This is a genomic window from Nonomuraea sp. B19D2 (assembly GCF_040137845.1).
GTDB lineage: Bacteria > Actinomycetota > Actinomycetes > Streptosporangiales > Streptosporangiaceae > Nonomuraea.
This window is the reverse complement of the sequence record NZ_JBEFAK010000008.1, coordinates 123,023-140,470: the sequence shown is the minus strand read 5'-3', so window position 1 is coordinate 140,470 and position 17,448 is coordinate 123,023. Positions and strand designations below refer to the sequence as shown.

The window sequence follows — 17,448 nt, the reverse complement described above, 5'->3', positions numbered from 1 at the left end:
GATCAGAAGTCGAAGTCGAGCGCGAGCTCGGACAGGTCGTACGGAGTCGCGGCCACCCGCCCGAGTTCGCCCAGCGGCGTGCCGGGTTCGGCGAGCGCGGCGTCCAACAGGGCCAGCAGCTCATCGCGGAACAGTTCCACCGTGGGCCGCAGGAAGAGGCTCGTGGCGTAGGCCCACCGGGCGGCATAGCCGCCGGGCCCGGCTCCGTCGACCTCGATCTGCAGGTCGAGGTCGAAGATCGTGCGCCGGGTGGCGTCCGGCCGCCAGCGCGGCCGGCCTCCCAGGAAGCCGACCTTGTGGAGTCCGGTGTCCTGCACCGCGAAGAACGTGTCGAAGAGGGGATTCCTGCTGAGGTCGTGCTGCTCGTGCTGCGCCACGAGAGCGTCGAAAGCGTGGTCCTGGTGGTCGACGGCGGCGGTGGCGTGCTCGGCCACCGCCCGTAGGTACGCGCGGAACGGCAGCTCGGCCTCCGGCCGTGTGCGCAGGCAGAGCGTGTTCACGAACATCCCCTGCGCCCGGTCCACGCCCGGCAGGTGCCGTCCCGACGCCGCTGTTCCGACCGTCACGTCGTCGCTGCCGCTCACCCGCCCGAGGAAGGCGGTGTAGGCGGCCAGCAGCACGTGGAAGGGGGTCACTCCCTCGGCACGGGCCAGTTCCGCGATCGCGTCACTGCGTCGCGCGCCGAATTCGAAGTACAGGTGAGCGCCCTCGGTCCGGCGCACCGCCGGCCTCGGCAGGTCGGTGGGCAGGTCGAGGGGCCGGACCGGCCGGGCGAACGTCTCTGCCCAGTAGGGTCGCTGGGCCTCGGACAGCTGCCGCTTCTCCGGTCCGTTCGCCCACTGGGCGAAGTCCCGGTAGCGCAGCTCCACCTCGGACAGCCGCTCACCCCTGATCAGCGCCGCCCATTCGGACATCAGCAGGGTCAGGGCGTGACCGTCGGTGATCAGGTGGTGGATGTCCAGGACCAGCCGCGTTCCGGTGTCATGCCGCACCAGGGCCACCCGCCACAGGGGCGCCAGGGCGAGGTCGAACGGGCGGATCCAGCTCTCCGCCCACGCGTCGGGGTCCGCGCCGGGCGGCAGGTCCACCTCGTCGAGCGTGACGGCCACCCGGTCGCGGACGCGCAGGTGCGGCCGGCCGTCGCCGTCGACGGCGATGTCGGTGCGCAGGATCTCGTGCCGGTCGGCGAGCGCGGCCGACGCGGCACGCAGCGTGTCCGGGTCCACCGGCGCGGGGAGGTCGACGAAGATCGGCAGGTTGTACTGGGTACCGGTGGGATCTTTGAGCTGCTCGACGTAGATTCCCCGCTGCTGGGGCGACAGCGGGGTTCGCTCGGCGGCCAGGCCGGGACGCGGCCCGGCGGGGCGGGGGCTCGTACGGTCGGCCGTGCGGATGGTCCCGGCCAGCGCGGAGATCGTCCGGGCGGACAGCACGGCCGACACCGGGCAGTCCACGCCGAAGCGGCGCCGCACCAGGGCGGCCAGCCGGGTCGCCGTCAGCGAGCTGCCGCCGAGCCGGTCGAGCGGGTCGTCGACGCCGATCCCGCGGACATCGAGCACGTCCTCCCAGAGCTCGACCAGGACGCGCTCCACCTCGTCCCGCGCCGCCCGCCCGCCGCCGCGTGGTGCCGGGTCCGGCAGCGCGGTCCGGTCCACCTTGCCGTTGGCGGTCAGCGGCAGCGCCGGCAGCACCATGATGTGCGCGGGCACCATGTGCGGCGGCAGCACGCGCTCGATCTCCGCACGCACATGCCCCGCTTGGAGGCCCTCTTCGCCCGTGACGTAGGCGCACAGATGGCTGTCGAAGGAGTCACGCCGTTCCACGACCACCGCGCCGCTCACTCCGGTCGCGTTCTGCAGCGCCGTCTCCACCTCGCCTGGCTCGACGCGGAACCCGCGCACTTTGACCTGGTGGTCGGTCCGGCCGAGAAATTCGATCGATCCGTCGGGCAGACGTCGGGCCCGGTCGCCCGTCCGGTAGAGCAGCCGTCCCGGCCGTAGGGGGTGGGGGACGAAGGCACGCCTGGTCAGCTCGGGGCGTCCGTGGTAGCCGGGGGCCAGCCCGTCGCCGCCCACGTACAGGTCACCGGGGACGCCGATCGGCAGTGGGCGGCGGTCCTGGTTGAGCACATAGGCGCTGGTATTGGGCACGGGGCGGCCGATGGGCACCCGCGCGCCGATCGGCTCGGCGACGACGTGGGCGGTGGAGATGACCGCGTTCTCGGTCGGCCCGTAGGCGTTCACCAGCCGCAGGCCCGGGTTGGCGCGCAGCACGGACCTCGCGTGCTTGGGTGAGAGCACGTCACCTCCGACGAGCAGGTCGCGCAGCGGCCCGAACACGGCCGGGTCGTCGTCGGCGAGCCGGCCGAACAGTGCGGAGGTGAACAGCGCCGTGGTGATGCGCTGATCGGCCAGGGCCTTGCGCAACTCCTCGGTGTCGAGGAAGGTCTCCCGGTCGAGCAGGTGCAGGGTGCAGCCGTTGAGCAGCGCGCCCCATATCTCCCAGACGGAGGCGTCGAAACCGGTCGCCCCGATCTGCGCCATCCTGGTGGTGGGGTCCAGGCGTACGTAGTCAACCCCGCGCACCAGGCGGACGATGCCGCGGTGCGGGATCGCGACGCCTTTGGGCCGCCCGGTGGTTCCCGAGGTGTACATCAGGTACGCGGGCGCGGACGCGTCACCGGGAGCCGGGCCTTCGGGCTCCGGCTCGGCCGACCAGTCCAGGGCGTCCATCGCGATGGTCCGCGCCCCGGCCACGGACTCCTTCTCGGTGATCAGCAGGGTCGCGCCGCTGTCCGCGAGGAGGAGGGAGACGCGCTCCGGCGGGGTGGTGGGATCGATCGGCAGGTAGCAGCCGCCTGCCTTGAGCACGGCCAGGGCCGCGACGACCAGGTCGGGAACGCGCGGCAGGAGCAGCGCGACGGGCTCGCCGCAGGCCAGGCCGGCGCGCCGTACCGACTGGGCCAGCAACGTGCTGCGGCGGTGCAGGGCCGCGTAGGTGAGGGAGGTGTCACCGTGCACCACGGCCGGATGGCCGGGCGCCTGCTCTGCCTGTTCGGCGAAGAGCCGCTCGACCCTGACCTCTCGCGGGTAGTCGACGGCGGTGTCGTTCCAGCGGTCGAGCTCGGCATGCTCCGCGGGGGACAGCGGGTCCAGGTCGCGGATCACGGTGTCCTCGGGCGTGGCCAGCGCGGCGGCGAGGTGGTCCGCGTGGCGGGCGGTCAGGTCCGCGTTCCTGGCCGGGCCGGGCCGCAACCGTACTCCGTTCTCGTCCAGGACGAGGGCGAACGCGCCGGGCGGGACCGGATCCCCGTGGACCAGGACGGGCATGGAGCCGAGACCGGGGTCGTACGGGTCGGCGGCGTCGAGCGCCCGCGTCACCGACGTCACCAGCTCGGCGAGCCTCCCGCCTGGATCGATCGCGAACCGGACCACCTCGTCCGCACCGCCACGCACGACGCGGAAGGTGAGATCCTGCCGGCCGGTGTGGTGGTAGAGGAGCGCACCCCACGCCGCCAGGACCGCCGGCGCCCGCACGCCGGGCGGGCCCGCGACGGGGAACGGCCCGGGGTGGTCAGGGCCGGAGAGCCACTCGAGCAGTCCCCCGGTCTCACTCATGGCCGAGCACCCGCGCGAGACCGCTCACCGTCGGATGGAGATACAGCTCGCGCATGGGCGGCGCGGGCAGTCCCCGTTCCCGGATGGCCGCCGCCAGCCGCATCGCGAGCAGCGAGTTGCCGCCCAGCTCGAAGAAGTTGTCGTCGGCGCCGACCGGCACGCCGAGCACCGACTCCCAGATGGCGGTCAGTGTCTCCACGACATCGTCTGAGGGGGCCCGTACGGACGCCGGAGGCGCGGACTCGGGCAACGCGCGAACGTCCAGCTTGCCGTTCGCGGTGAGCGGCAACGCGGGCAGCGCCGTGATCGTCGCGGGCAGCATGTGCTCGGGCAGCACCCTGGCGGCCCGTCGCCGCACCGCGGCGGTGTCGCCGTCGGCCAGCACCACGTACGCGTCGATGCGCGCTCCCTCCAGGTCGCCGGCCCGCGGCAGCACGGCGGCCGCCGTGACCGAGGCGTCCTCGAGCAGCACGCGGCGGATCTCGTCCAGCTCGACGCGGAAGCCGCGGACCTTGACCTGGGTGTCGAGCCGTCCCAGGTGCTCCAGCCGGCCGTCGTGCCGCAGGCGTCCCCGGTCGCCGGAGCGATACATGCGACCTCCGCCGAACGGGTCCGGCAGGAAGCGCTGCGCCGTCAGCTCGGGACGGCCGAGGTATTCCAGGGCGACTCCGGCGCCGCCGACATAGATCTCGCCGGGAACGCCGCAGGGCACCGGCCGACCCCGCTCATCCAGGACGTACACGTGCCAGCCGGGCAGCGGGCACCCCACCGACCTGGACCCCGCCATGGCCTCCCGGCGGGTCACGGTCTGCGCGGTCACGTGGACGGTGGTCTCGGTGATGCCGTACATGTTGACGACGCGGCAGCGATTCTCCGGGTATCGGTCGAACCAGTCCCGCAGCGGACGGGCATCGAGCGGCTCGCCGCCGAACACCACCAGCCGGACCGCGAGCCGCTCGCCCCTGCGCCTGTCGGCGTCCATGAGCTGAGCGAACGCCGACGGCGTCTGGTTGAGCACGGTGACCTGCTCGCGCACCAGCAGCTCGTGGAACTCCTCCGGCGACCGCGAGACCCAGTAGGGGACCATCACCAGCCGGGCGCCGGTGAGCAGCGCTCCCCAGATCTCCCAGACCGAGAAGTCGAAAGCGCTGGAGTGGAAGTTCGTCCAGGTGTCGCCGGGGCCGAGCCCGAAGTCGTCCTCGGTCGCGGAGAGCAGGGCGACCACGTTGCGATGCGGCACCAGCACGCCCTTCGGGCGCCCGGTCGAGCCGGAGGTGTAGATGACGTACGCGGCGTCGTCCGGGCCGGGTGATCCGCCGGCCTCGCCGTCAGAGGCCGCCGTGCCTGCTCCGCCGCCCTTGGCCACGAGTTGCTCGGGCGTGACAATGCTCAGCTGATCGCCGTCGGGGAAGCTCCCACCTGCGACGACGACCATGAGCCCGGCATCCTGCGCCATGAACGCCAGCCGGTCGGCGGGATAACCAGGATCCATCGGCACGTACACCGCACCGGCCTTGAGCACGGCGAGCATGGTGACCACCAGGTCGAGCGAGCGCTCCAGGCAGAGGCCCACCCGCTCGCCCGCCCGCACCCCCATCCCGCGCAGGGCACCTGCCATGCGCTCGGCACGCTCGTCGAGTTCGGCGTAGGTCAGCGAGCGGTCCTCGCAGGTGAGTGCGACGGCCTCGGGCCGCTCCGCGACGCGGGCGGCGAACACCTCCTCGATCCGCTCCGGCCGCTGCTCCAGCGACCGGCTCGGGCGGCCGAGTTCGACCGTCCAGCGGCGCTCGGGCTCGTCCAACAGGTCGACGTCGTCGGGGACCAGATCATCGGCCGGGTCGATCAGCTGCTCGTACACGCGGGCGACGTGGTGGGCGAACCGCCGCGCGGTGTGCTCGTCCACGTCTTGGAGCCGGTGGTGCACGTCGAGCATGAGACCGCCGGCGGCGCGCCTGAGCGCGATGGTGAGGGGGAACGGGGCCGCTTGGCAGGGGAGGTAGGTCTCGCCCTCGCCAGTGAAATGATCCAGCTCATTGGCGACAAGCCCGGCCAGCACCCGGCCGCCGGGCTCGGCGAGGTCCTGCCGCGGGCCGTCGCCCCGTCCGCCTTCGCCGCACAGGGTCCTGTCGCTCCCGGCGACCAGCTCTCCCACGGTCTGCTGACCGGACAGGTCCAGCGCCAGCAACATCCCGGTGTCGAAGGCTCCCAGTGCTCCCGCCGGCCGGTCCGGTACGACGGCCAGCGCGCCGAGCAGCGGATCACGCTGGTCCTCGTACCGTCCCACGACCAGCCCGAGCGCCACCGCCACCTTGGCGGTGGCCTGTGCCGCCGCGCGTGTCCGCACGGTCACCACGCCCGTACGGTCTCCCGCGGCGGCGTCACCGGTGGCCCACTCGACGGATCCCGGACGGCCCGCCTCTCCCCGCCTCGCGATCATCCCGGCATCGGGGCCGGCCTCTTCAGGGCGGAACCGGTCGTAGGAGGCCCGGCCCGTGAGCACCTGGGCGACCGAGCGCAACGTCACCGAGTCGCACCTTTCCCGGTGCGCGACGAGCACGAGATCTGCCGGTCCGTCCGCGTACTCCAGCAGCACGGCCCGCAGGCGAGGCCCACTTCCTGACATGGGCCGGTGCAGCTCGGAGTCGAGCCGCCGGCGCGCTGCCGGCGAGTCGCCGTCAGCGGGAACGTTCTCCACCCACAACCGGGCGGGCTCCCCCCACCAGGCACGAGACGCCTGATCGAGAAGCCGGGCCATCCGCGCGGCGTCGGCGCCTTCGGACAGCCGTACCCGCCAGGCGTGGCAGTGCACGGACGGTGAGCGGGCGGCAGCGAACAGCCGCGAGACGCTGTCAGCTTGGTACACGGATAAATCTCCAGGGATCTGAGGGACGGCAGGTCCGGTGAGCGGCCGTCACCGGGTTGTGAAACCTCCGTCGACCGTGAGCACGCTGCCCGTGACCTGCCGGGACTCGTCCGAGGCCAGCCACACGGCAGCGGAGGCGACGGCGTCCGGCTCGATGAGCGCGTTCATCGGCTGGGACAGGAGGAACGCCTCCTCATGCGTACCGACCGGCACGTCGAGCGAGCGCGCGATCTCCGCCAGCATGCGGCCCTCGACCTGCGCGTCGTCGCGGACCGAGCCAGGGCACAGCGCGTTGACTCTGACCTGGCGCGGGGCGTAGTCCAGCGCCACCGCCTTGGTCAGGCCGACAAGACCGTGTTTGGCGGCGACGTATCCCGCGAAATGCCGGTAACCGACCAGCCCCGCGGTGGACGCGATGTTGACGATGCTGCCCGAACGCTGCTCGACCATGAGCTTGCCCACCGCCCGGATGGCACGCCAGGCGCCCGAGAGGTCGACGTCGAGCATCAACTGCCACTCGTTCTCGTCGATCTCGTGCGCCGTCTTGCCGGACGGCGCGGCGATGCCCGCGTTGTTGACGAGGACGTCGACGCGGCCGAAACGGTCGACCGCCGTGGACACCGCGTCCTCCAGCTCGAGCAGGTCCCGTACGTCCGCCTCTTTGACCAGCACAGAGACGCCGGAATCGCGGCAGAGCTCCGCGGTGTGTTCGAGCTGGCTCCGGGAACCCAACGGGTACGGCACACCCGGCAGATCCCGCGCGACGTCGATCAGCACCAGGTCGGCGCCCTCCCGCGCGAAGGCCTGAGCGCTGGCGCGTCCCAGACCACGGGCCGCACCGGTGATGATGGCCGTCTTCCCGGCCAGGCGCGCCGTCACCGTTCTTCCTGCGGGGCGAGCGCGGCCCCGATCAGCCTCAGCAGGGTCGCGGGATCGTCGGCGAGGTACATGTGACCGCCGTCGAGTTCGGCGGTGGCGAATCCGGCGGTGGTGGCCCGCTCCCACTGAGCGAGGTGTGATCCGTCCACGAGCTCGTCCCCGCGCCCTCGCAGCGCGGTAACCGGTATGGACAGTGGCTTGTCGGAGGCCGGCCGGTAATTCTCATGCATTTCGACGTCCGCCCGGATCACGGGCAGCAACAACGACCGCATTTCCGGGTCTTCGAGCGCCGGATGCGAATAACCGGAGAAATCGCGGACCCGAGCCAGGAACTCCTCATCGCTCAGACCGCTGGCCCGGCTCTCCCGCCCATTCCACGGCCCGGGGGAACCGCTCACGAAAAGTCGTGCCAGCCGTATGCCGGCCACGCCGCCGAGGCGGTGGGCCAGCTCGTACGCGAGCACCGCGCCGAGGCTGTGCCCGAAAAGAGCCACCCGGGCGGGCCCGCCGATCCGCGCCAGCACCTGGGCGTATGCCTCCTCCGCTGCGCGTGCGGCATCGGTGTGCGGGGGGTCGACAAAGCGTTCCTCGCGGCCGGGCAACTGCACCGGCAGGATGCTCAGTTCATCGGGGGCGTGTCGCTGCCACTCTTTGAAGAAAGATGCGCCTGCACCGGCGAAGGGCAGGCAGACAAGGTACGTGCGTTCCATGGAGGGGACTTTCTCCGTTCGATTGTCCAGAGGCGGAATCCCGGCCGTGGAATGTCACCGGTTGGGTGAGTCTCTCCCCGAGCCGATTATCGGTCTGACCACAGCCGGGCACTGTGGGTGAGATCCCCGGCCGGATCGCTAGCCTCTATCGCCTCCTCGCTATCCATGGCCGACAGGCTGGGCCAGGCCCAGGCAGTGCGGCGGACACTGTGCGTGCGACAGCGTCACGCGCCGCATGCGCCGCGAACAACGGCCAAAGGTATGGAGTTTCGGACATGTGGTCAAGATCTGCTGGGTGATATACGAAGACATACGACAATGGTCCATTTTTGTCCGCATTGCGTAGAGGGAACGCTCCAAAGTATGGCCGGCGAGCCACCACAACCCCTTTGACCAGCGGCGATGTAGCGGAATGACTCCTCGGCCGATTCCTGCCCCGAGCCGTCTGGCAGACTCGGGCGCACCCCCGGAGAAGTGGGCATACCTGGCTCACATGTCCCTAATCCGGTGTTACGGGTAGCCGTAGGCGAATTCTTTGTGTCAAAATGTGAGACAGCCGCTGATCTTCTCGCGCACTCGCATGGCCTCTTCAGGGCTGCGAACGCTGAGCGGGAGCAGCCTGGGTGCCGGCGCTCGGCCTCCAGCGTCCCAAGATCACATCTTTGAGGGGGGACATGCTTGCTCCAGGGCCCAACGCACCCAATCCGATCGGTGCCGCTGTCGATGACGCCATCGGAGGGCTCGTCGGATTGGTCCCTGACCCCGCCGTCGCGCGAGGCAGGGCCCAAAGGGCGGTGATCTGCCAGCCGGAAAGCCGACCCCGGCAGGAGAGCGTATTTCCTCCCGGGATTCAGCGGCGGCGGCTCGACCGCGTACAACGACTTCATCGAAGGCAAGCCGCTGGGTCAGAAGGCATTCGACAGTTCAACGCGAAGGCGACCGCGGACAGGCTGCCAAGCATGAATGCCCCGCTGGACTCCGGCCTGAACTAAGGCAAGCAGCAGCGCCGCGGCGACGTCTCTTGACGCAGAGGAGGATTCGATGGGTAGAGCGATGGACGGGTTCTCCTACAGCTCGGAGACGATGCGAACCGGGGCGCGAGGGGTCGCCGAATCGTCGGACCTGCTGGGGAAGCCACGGGCGGAAAACAACCCTCCGGACGACGTGATGCAGATCACCGAACAAGCTGAGTGGGACGACCGCCGGCTCCAGTCCGCGCAGCGGGAGATCCAGACGATCAGCGGTGTGGGTGAAGGCGCGGACGGCAAGGTCCGGGTACGCGCCGACGCCGACGGACGGATCGCCCAGATCTCGCTCGATCCGCGCGTCATGAAGCTGAGCAGCCAGGATCTGGCCGAGGCGGTCGTGCTCGCGGTGCGGCGCGCGCAGGAAGACAGCGCCATGCAATGCGAACGCGTGGTCCGCGATGCCGTCGGCGAGTTGCCGGCCACCCCGGAACAGGCGTTGGAGCAGTTCGACAGGACCCTGGACACCTTCAGCCGTGCCATGGACGAACACGAGTTCCGCCTGGACCAGATCTTCCGCGAGATGGACGGCCGCTAGCAGCCGGGGCGCACGGCCTATGGAGCCAGCCGCTCGATGACGGTGACGTTCGCCTGTCCTCCCCCCTCGCACATGGTCTGCAGGCCGTACCGTCCGCCGGTGCGCTCCAGCTCGTGCAGCAGCTTCACCGCCAGCACGGCGCCGGTCGCGCCGAGGGGGTGGCCGAGCGCGATGGCGCCGCCGTTCGGGTTGACCTTGGCGGGGTCCGCGCCGGTCTCCTTGATCCAGGCCAGGACGACCGGCGCGAACGCCTCGTTGATCTCGATCGCGTCGAAGTCGTCGATCGCCAGGCCGGTCATGCCGAGCGCGTGCGCGGTGGCCGGGATCGGCGCGGAGAGCATCATGATCGGGTCGGCGCCGCGCGCCGAGATGTGGTGCACACGGGCGCGCGGGGTCAGGCCGTGCTCCCGTACGGCTCTGGGCGAGGCGATGAGCAGGGCCGCCGCGCCGTCGGAGATCTGCGACGCGAGGGCCGCGGTGAGCCGGCCGCCCTCGACCAGGGGCCTGAGCCCGGCCATCTGCTCGATCGTGGTGCCCCTGCGCGGGCACTCGTCGGTGGTGACGCCCTCATAGGGGACGATCTCTCGGGCGAAATGTCCGGCGTCGATGGCGTGGACGGCCCGGCGGTGCGACTCGTACGCGTACCGCTCCATCTCCTCGCGCGAGATGTCCCAGGTGGCGGCCATCTGCTCGGCCCCGGTGAACTGCGAGACCTCCTGCGTGCCGTACCGCTCGATCCAGCCCTTGGCGCCCCCGAAAGGGCTCTCGTGCCCGAACGCCCGACCCGCGAGCATCGCGGCCGAGATGGGGATCATGCTCATGTTCTGCACGCCGCCCGCCACCACCAGGTCATTCGTGCCGGCCAGCACGGCCTGGGCGGCGAAGTGGAGCGCCTGCTGGGACGAGCCGCACTGGCGGTCCACCGTGACGCCCGGGACCTCCTCGGGGAGCCCGGCCGCGAGCCAGCAGGTGCGGGCGATGTCGCCGGCCTGCGGGCCGATCGTGTCCACACAGCCGAAGATCACGTCTTCGACGGCCGACGGATCGGCGTCCGCGCGGTACATCAGCTCCTTGAGCACGTGCGCACCGAGGTCGGCGGGGTGGGCCGCGGCCAGGCCGCCGTTCCTGCGCCCGACGGGGGTACGGACCGCGCCGACGATGTAGGCCTCGTTCACATCCGCATGGTAGCAAGCGCTTGGTGCAGTGTGGAATGCCGTATGAGCTGGGGCAGTTAGGTGAACAAGCGATTGTCTGAGGGCTCATAATGGTGTCGTGACCACGCGTAAGAACTCCGGCACCACGACCACCCCGGCCAAACGCCAGCGCGCGACCTCGTCGGGATCGGCCTCCGAGCGCCGCGACCACCTCGTCAAGCTCGCCGCGGAGATCTTCGCGCGCAAGGGCTTCCAGGCCACGACAGTACGCGAGATCGCCACCGAGGCGGGCATCCTCTCCGGAAGTCTCTACCACCACTTCGACTCCAAGGAGACGATCGTCGACGAGGTGCTGTCCACCTTCCTCGACGACCTCATCGCCCGCTACCGCGCGGCGGTCGACTCCAGCGCCGACGCCCGCACCGTGCTGTCGGAGATGGTCCGCATCGGGTTCAGCACGCTGGAGCCGCACCGGGCCGCGATCACGGTCATGCAGAACGACTGGAACTACCTGCGGCAGTTCGAGCGCTTCAACTATCTGGTCAAGGCCGAGGACGAGGTCGAGCAGATCTGGGTGTCGCAGATCAAGGCGGGCCAGGCGGCCGGGCTGTTCAGGTCCGACGTCGATCCGAAGCTGACGTACCGCATGATCCGCGACACGATCTGGGTGGCGGTGCGCTGGTTCCGGCCGGGCGGCAGGCTCAACACCAGCGCGCTGGCCGAACACTACATCACCGTGCTCTTCGACGGCCTCGCCACGGGCGAGCGCACCACTCACAAGGGATGAGCCTCGGCAAGGCCGTACGGCTGGCGCTGCAGGAGGCCGCGGAGCCCGGCAAGGCCGAGACCATGCGCGCCTACATGAAGTCCTCGATGCCGTTCCTGGGCGTGCAGGCCGTGCCCAGGCGGGCGGTGCTCCGGCGGGTCTTCGCCGAGCACCGGCTGGAGAGCGCACCGGAGTGGCGACGGGCTGTGCTGGGGCTGTGGCGGGAGGCGGAATACCGCGAGGAGCGCTACGCCGCCGTCGAGCTGACCGGCTTCCACCTCTACCGGGGCTTCCAGACCCTCTACACGGTGCCGATGTACGAGGAGATGATCGTCACCGGGGCCTGGTGGGACCTGGTGGACGAGCTGGCCACGCACCGGATCGGCGGCCTGCTGGCCGCGTTCCCCGAGTCGATGCGGCCGCTCATGCTGGACTGGGCGCATGACGACGACTTGTGGAAGCGGCGCACCGCCATCCTGTGCCAGAACCGGTTCAAGCAGCGCACGGACACGGCCCTGCTGTACGCGTGCATCGAGCCGAGCCTGTCGGACAACGACTTCTTCGCACGCAAGGCGATCGGGTGGGCGTTACGCGAATACGCCAAGACCAACCCCGCCGAGGTGATCCGCTACGTCAAGGCCAAGGGCATCTCGGGCCTGAGCCGCCGCGAGGCGCTCAAGAACCTCCCCGTCACCTAGTCCACAGGGCGTCCTGTACGGCCTGCACGAGTGCCATCAGCTCCGGCGTCACGCGCTCCTTCGACCAGGCCAGCGCGTACGTGATGCGCAGGTCGCCGGCGTCGAGCGGCACGAAGCGCACGTCGTCCCTCCTGACGGCCCTGACCAGGAGCTGCGGGATCGGCAGCAGCCCGGCGCCCGCCGCCACCAGGTCGAGCGCGGCGGCGAAGTCGTCGTCGGCCACCATGCGCGAGCGCCCCGGCAGCCCCGGCCAGGGGCGGCTGCCCGGCGTGAGCAGCACCTGGCCGCCCAGCTCGGCCGCGGTCACCTTGGACCGGGCCGCCAGCCGGTGGCCCGCGGGCAGGGCCAGGTGGTCGACCGTGACGTGGAACCTGGCCGCCGTCACGAACTGCGCGGGCGCCGGGGTGGCCAGGATCGCGGCCGACACCTCGCCGCCCGCCAGCGCCTGCGCCGCCGCCCCGCGGCCCGCCGCGCGCAGCTCCACGCTGATCGCGGGGGTGCGGCCCGCCAGCCGCCTGACGATCCGCGCCGCCAGTGCGCCGACGAGCGGTGGATAAGCGAGATGAATGGTCGGCCGCGCCAGCCGCGCCGACTCCGCCTCGAACGCCCGGACCGACTCGATCACCTGCTCCGCGTACGGCAGCAGCGCCTTGCCTTCCGCCGTCAACCGCACGTCACGGGCGGTCCGCTCGAAGAGCCTGACGCCGGCCGCGCGCTCGAGCCGGGTGATGGCCTGGCTCATCGCGGGCTGGGACATCCCCAGGTCGGCGGCGGCCCGGGAAAAGCTGAGCCGTTCCGCGACGCCGGCGAAGCAGTGCATCTCCTTGAGCATAAGCAGCACCAATACATGATGCATCAGCTCCCGAGCGCTCGGCAGGATGCCTGCGATCACTCGAACGACGTCAAGGGAGCCGAGAGATGTCCCCATTCCCCAAGTCCACCGTGCTCGGATATCCGAGGATCGGGCCGCGAAGGGAGTTGAAGCGGGCGCTGGAGTCCTACTGGGACGGGCGTTCGACCCGGGTCGAGCTCGAGCAGGTGGGAGCCGAGCTCAGGGAGCGGACCTGGCGCAGGCTGGCCGAGCTGGGGCTCGAGGGACTGCCGTCCAACACGTTCTCGCTGTATGACCAGGTGCTGGACACGGCGGTGCTGCTGGGCGCGGTGCCCGCGCGGTATCGCGAGGCCGCTGACCCCTACTTCGCGATGGCCAGGGGCACCGAGGGGCTCGCGCCGCTGCGGATGACGAAGTGGTTCGACACGAACTACCACTACATCGTCCCCGAGATCGGCCCCGACACGGTGTTCAAGCTGGACGCGAGCAAGCCGCTGTCCGAGGTGCGGGAGGCGCGCGCGCTGGGGTTCGAGACGCGGCCCGTGGTGGTGGGGCCGGTCACGTTCCTGCTGCTGGGGGCGGCGCTGGACCGGCTGGACGACGTGCTCGGCTGCTACGAGGAGCTGCTGTCCGCGCTGGCCGCCGAGGGGGTCTCGTGGGTGCAGCTGGACGAGCCCGCGCTGGTGGGCGACCGGACCGCGGACGAGCTGGCCGCCGTGCGGACCGCGTACTCCCGGCTCGGGTCCGTACGCGACCGCCCCGGGCTCTTCGTCGCCTCGTACTTCGGCGACCTCGGCGAGGCCCTCCCGGTCCTGGCCGGCACACCGGTGGAGGCCATCGGGATCGACCTCGTACGGGGTGGCGTGCCCGGGCTCGACCTGACCGGCAAGACCGTGGTGGCGGGCGTGGTGTCCGGGCGCGACGTGTGGCGCACCTCCCCCGAGCGGGCGCTGGCCGCCCTCGGCGCCGTGCGGGCCTCGGACGTGGTGGTGAGCACGTCCTGCTCGCTGCTGCACGTGCCGTACGACGTGGCGGCCGAGCCGGAGCTCGACCCCGCGCTGACCGAGCGGCTGGCGTTCGCGGAGCAGAAGGTGGCCGAGGTGGTGGCGCTCGCGCGCTCCCCGCTGCGGGACGCCGCGCCCGCCGAGGCCTCGGTGGCGCTGTCGGGGCCGGTGGTGCCGGAGGAACGCGGCCCGTACGCGGTGCGGGCCGCGGCCCAGGCGGAACACCTGCGGCTGCCCGCGCTCCCGATCACCACGATCGGCTCGTTCCCGCAGACCGGCTCCCTGCGCGCCGCCCGGGCCGCGCTCGCCTCGGGCACGCTGTCGCAGGCCGCCTACGAACGGCAGGTCGAGGCCGAGATCGAGCGGGTCATCCGGGTCCAGGAACGCCTCGGGCTCGACGTCCTCGTGCACGGCGAGCCGGAGCGCAACGACATGGTGCAGTACTTCGCCGAGCACCTCGACGGGTTCGCCGTCACCAGGAACGGCTGGGTCCAGTCGTACGGCTCCCGCTGCACCCGGCCCCCGATCCTGCACGGAGACGTCGGCCGCCCCTCGCCGATCACGGTCCGGTGGGCCACCTACGCGCAGTCGCTCACGGACAAGCCGGTCAAGGGCATGCTCACCGGGCCTGTCACCATCGTGGCCTGGTCCTTCGTCCGCGACGACCTGCCGCTGCGCGACGTCGTGTTCCAGGTGGCGGACGCAGTCAGGGAGGAGGTCCGCGATCTGGAGGCGGCCGGAGTGTCGATCATCCAGGTGGACGAGCCCGCCCTACGCGAGCTGCTCCCCCTCCGGCGGGCCGCGCAGGCCGACTACCTGGAGTGGGCGGTGGCCGCGTACCGGCGGGCCACGTCGGGGGCGAGCGATCGCACGCAGATCCACACCCACCTCTGCTATTCGGACGCCGACCAGATCCTGGCCGCCATCGACGGGCTGGACGCCGACGTGACCACCATCGAGTCCGCGCGATCGGGTGCGCGGATCCTGGGCTCGGTCGGCTCCTTCGGACGCGGGCTCGGGCCCGGGGTGTACGACATCCACTCGCCCCGGGTGCCCGGGGCCGGGGAGGTGGCGGAACTGCTGCGCCGGACGTTGTCGGTGCTGCCGGTGGAGCGGGTCTGGGTCAATCCGGACTGCGGGCTGAAGACCCGTACGTATGCGGAAGTGGAGGCCGCGCTGGCCAACGTGGTCACGGCCACGCGGCGGCTGCGCGCGGAGCTTCAGGCTCCCTAGGAGGCGTGGCGTTCGATGAACTCCTCGACTGTCATGCCGAAGAGGACCTCGTCGTCGTAACGGCCGTTGGCGTAGTGACTCCTGCGCCGGCGGCCCTCCTCCACGAACCCCAGCCGCCGGTGCAGCGCCAGCGACGGCTCGTTGGAGCTGTAGACCCACGCCTCGGCCTTCTGGAAGCGGCGCTCGAAGAACATGTAGCGCAGGAGCAGGACGATGGCGTCGCCGGCGTAGCCCTTGCGGTGGTGCGGCGTCCCGATCCCGATCCCGTACCCGAAGGTGCCGTGCACGCGGTCGACGCTGTGCGTGTTCATCATGCCGACCGGGACGTTCCCGTCGCGGGTGGCGATCACCAGGCGGACGTCGTCCATGCCCTGATCCTTCTCGGCCAGCTCCGCGGCCCACTTCCTGGCCCGCGCCGCCGACTGCGGCGGGTGGAGCTGATGGCCGCTCCTGACGGCGTCGGAGTACTCGTTGAAGGAGTGGAACGCCTCCCAGTCCTCCGGCTCGATGGCTCGCAGCCGTACGCGCTGGCCTACCCATACCGACGTCATGACCGGCAGCCAACCACGCCGCCCCAGCCCCTCGCGAACGGTTTTCCGGTCCCGCTGGGCGACGTCGTGCTCCGGCGCGGCAAGGTCAGTCGAGCAGACCAAGATACTGAGCGCGTCGCCCCTGAACCTGGGTCAGCAGGTCTTCGTCCAGCACACCGGTGCGGTCTTCGAGAGCGGCTTTCGGCAGGGGTTGCACGGCCGGAATCCTGATCCAGGCTCGTCGTGGACCACTCGTTCTTCCTCAGGAATGAGACGAAGCGTCTTGTCGGTGACGAGATAGACGCCTCCGACAATGTAGGGACCCGGCACCTAGTCTCCCAAGAGACGGCGGATCGCCTCTGCCCGGTGCTCGGCGAGGTAGCGGCTCTCTTCGGCGAGATCGTCGACACCGCCGGGCTCGTCGTCAGGCAGAGGATTGCGCTCTGCCCACCGGCGCAGGCGGGTCAGACCGGAGCCCAGGTCGGGCAGGGGCGGCCCTCCAGCAAGATCGAGTCGCGCGTCGTCCCGACGCTGTCTGCCTGCCTCCCGCATGGGTGGGGTCTGGCAGGCGAGGTCCCGCAGCTGACCCGGCGAAAGCCGCCCATACTCGGTCAGAACGGCCTCCATGATCGTCGCGAACTCACCGCTCACAACGGTCTGAGGCACATCGACCAGATGGATGGTCCACTCACGGCGACCGGCGAAAGGATCGAGGCTCTCATCGAGGAGGATCACTCCCGCCTCACGAAGGTCACGCTCAACCTCGCCCAGCCGAAAGCTATGGGGACCGCTACGGCTCCAGCGCCATTCAAGGCCGGAACCAGCGGGCAATCCCTGCTCGACGGCTCGGAGGTCGGCAAGATAGAGGAGGTGGGAGAGCTTGGTGCGGCTCACACGCACGCCGGCGGCCCGGGCAGTCGCCAGCAGATAGGCGACGGCCGCCGCAGAGCCGCTAAGGGGCACAGGGGCCGACACGATGTCCAGTGTAGGCATCGGATGAAGCATCACCGGCAGCTCCTCGGGCTCGCCCTCGAATGCACGTTTGATTGTAGCTCTTTGTGTCTTAGACTTTACCCTCCGCTGTTGGTGGCCGCACAACTCTCGGATAAGCGCGGAACGAGCATGCCGACGGCTGCGAACGCGTCGCCGAGGACGGGGGAGGTGGACGGCTTGGCGTGCTTGTCAGGTCGCGCAGTGCATTCGACGCAGTACGTGTGGTCGTTTTGACCTGGATGGGCGGATTCGATAGGTATCACCAGATGATCGGACTACGCGCATTCGAGCCGAGGGACGCCCACAGAGTCGCGTCGTGGATAGACAGCCTCGAGGCGCTCATCACCTGGTCCAGCAACGCCGGGCTCACGTGGCCATTCGACCCGGGTCAACTCACCGACTTCCAGGCAGCCAACCCCAGCTGTCGCTTCCACATCGCCATCGACTCCGACGGGCAGCCGGTGGGCCAGTTCCGCCTGCGAACCGAGCCGTCCCGCCAGTCGGTGCGGCTCGGCATGGTCCTGGTGTCACCTGAGGCCAGAGGTCATATGAACGGTTGGGGTTCCGCATAGAGAGCGTCGAGCCGAAGGCCACGTACGTTGCCGG

Annotated in this window: 13 protein-coding genes; 5 read left to right on the top strand and 8 right to left on the bottom strand. The window is 70.6% G+C overall.

Features of this window, described 5'->3' with window-relative positions; genetic code table 11:
* Window positions 1-2: 2 nt before the first annotated feature.
* From ABN273_RS17525 to ABN273_RS17510, 4 genes are read right to left on the bottom strand one after another with little or no spacing between them, the layout of a single operon-like run.
* A complete protein-coding gene (locus tag ABN273_RS17525; RefSeq protein ID WP_349449948.1) occupies window positions 3-3,617 on the bottom strand; it encodes a non-ribosomal peptide synthetase in 3,615 nt (1,204 codons plus the stop codon).
* Window positions 3,610-6,480 (bottom strand): amino acid adenylation domain-containing protein, encoded by a 2,871-nt coding sequence (locus ABN273_RS17520; protein WP_349449947.1) that lies wholly within the window; start codon window positions 6,478-6,480, stop codon window positions 3,610-3,612. Before ABN273_RS17520 ends, ABN273_RS17525 begins: the two co-directional genes overlap by 8 nt.
* 48 nt (window positions 6,481-6,528) lie before the next feature.
* Complete coding sequence (locus ABN273_RS17515) at window positions 6,529-7,359, bottom strand: SDR family oxidoreductase (RefSeq protein ID WP_349449946.1); 831 nt, start codon at window positions 7,357-7,359, stop codon at window positions 6,529-6,531.
* Window positions 7,356-8,069: a thioesterase II family protein gene (locus ABN273_RS17510; RefSeq protein ID WP_349449945.1), complete on the bottom strand. Its 714-nt coding sequence runs from the start codon at window positions 8,067-8,069 to the stop codon at window positions 7,356-7,358. Before ABN273_RS17510 ends, ABN273_RS17515 begins: the two co-directional genes overlap by 4 nt.
* A 1,053-nt stretch (window positions 8,070-9,122) precedes the next feature.
* Between ABN273_RS17510 and ABN273_RS17505 the strand changes: the two genes are divergently transcribed.
* Window positions 9,123-9,632, top strand: coding sequence for a YbaB/EbfC family nucleoid-associated protein (locus tag ABN273_RS17505; RefSeq protein ID WP_349449944.1), 510 nt, complete (start codon window positions 9,123-9,125; stop codon window positions 9,630-9,632).
* Window positions 9,633-9,649: 17 nt separating this feature from the next.
* On the opposite strand, the gene ABN273_RS17500 is transcribed toward ABN273_RS17505, so the two are convergent.
* The gene (locus ABN273_RS17500) at window positions 9,650-10,807 is read right to left on the bottom strand and encodes an acetyl-CoA C-acetyltransferase (protein ID WP_349449943.1); all 1,158 of its coding nucleotides are present in this window, start codon (window positions 10,805-10,807) and stop codon (window positions 9,650-9,652) included.
* Window positions 10,808-10,904: 97 nt separating this feature from the next.
* Here ABN273_RS17500 and ABN273_RS17495 point away from each other — a divergent pair, with 97 nt between their 5' ends.
* Both ABN273_RS17495 and ABN273_RS17490 read left to right on the top strand, forming a co-directional pair.
* Complete coding sequence (locus ABN273_RS17495) at window positions 10,905-11,573, top strand: TetR/AcrR family transcriptional regulator (protein WP_349449942.1); 669 nt, start codon at window positions 10,905-10,907, stop codon at window positions 11,571-11,573.
* On the top strand, window positions 11,570-12,250 hold the full coding sequence (locus tag ABN273_RS17490) for a DNA alkylation repair protein (RefSeq protein ID WP_349449941.1): 681 nt from the start codon (window positions 11,570-11,572) through the stop codon (window positions 12,248-12,250). Before ABN273_RS17495 ends, ABN273_RS17490 begins: the two co-directional genes overlap by 4 nt.
* Here ABN273_RS17490 and ABN273_RS17485 read toward each other — a convergent pair.
* Window positions 12,243-13,082, bottom strand: a complete 840-nt coding sequence (locus ABN273_RS17485; protein WP_349450114.1) for a LysR family transcriptional regulator — start codon at window positions 13,080-13,082, stop codon at window positions 12,243-12,245. The two genes, ABN273_RS17490 and ABN273_RS17485, sit on opposite strands and share 8 nt — an antisense overlap.
* Before the next feature lie 86 nt (window positions 13,083-13,168).
* Between ABN273_RS17485 and metE the strand changes: the two genes are divergently transcribed.
* Entirely contained in the window at window positions 13,169-15,319 is a 2,151-nt protein-coding gene (gene metE / locus ABN273_RS17480; RefSeq protein WP_349449940.1) for a 5-methyltetrahydropteroyltriglutamate--homocysteine S-methyltransferase, read from the top strand.
* On the opposite strand, the gene ABN273_RS17475 is transcribed toward metE, so the two are convergent.
* Together ABN273_RS17475 and ABN273_RS17470 are read right to left on the bottom strand one after the other, a co-directional pair.
* Entirely contained in the window at window positions 15,316-15,870 is a 555-nt protein-coding gene (locus tag ABN273_RS17475; RefSeq protein WP_349449939.1) for a GNAT family N-acetyltransferase, read from the bottom strand. The two genes, metE and ABN273_RS17475, sit on opposite strands and share 4 nt — an antisense overlap.
* Before the next feature lie 309 nt (window positions 15,871-16,179).
* A complete protein-coding gene (locus ABN273_RS17470; protein ID WP_349449938.1) occupies window positions 16,180-16,857 on the bottom strand; it encodes a hypothetical protein in 678 nt (225 codons plus the stop codon).
* 251 nt (window positions 16,858-17,108) lie between these two features.
* Here ABN273_RS17470 and ABN273_RS17465 point away from each other — a divergent pair, with 251 nt between their 5' ends.
* The gene (locus ABN273_RS17465) at window positions 17,109-17,414 is read left to right on the top strand and encodes a GNAT family N-acetyltransferase (protein ID WP_349449937.1); all 306 of its coding nucleotides are present in this window, start codon (window positions 17,109-17,111) and stop codon (window positions 17,412-17,414) included.
* Window positions 17,415-17,448 lie beyond the last annotated feature (34 nt).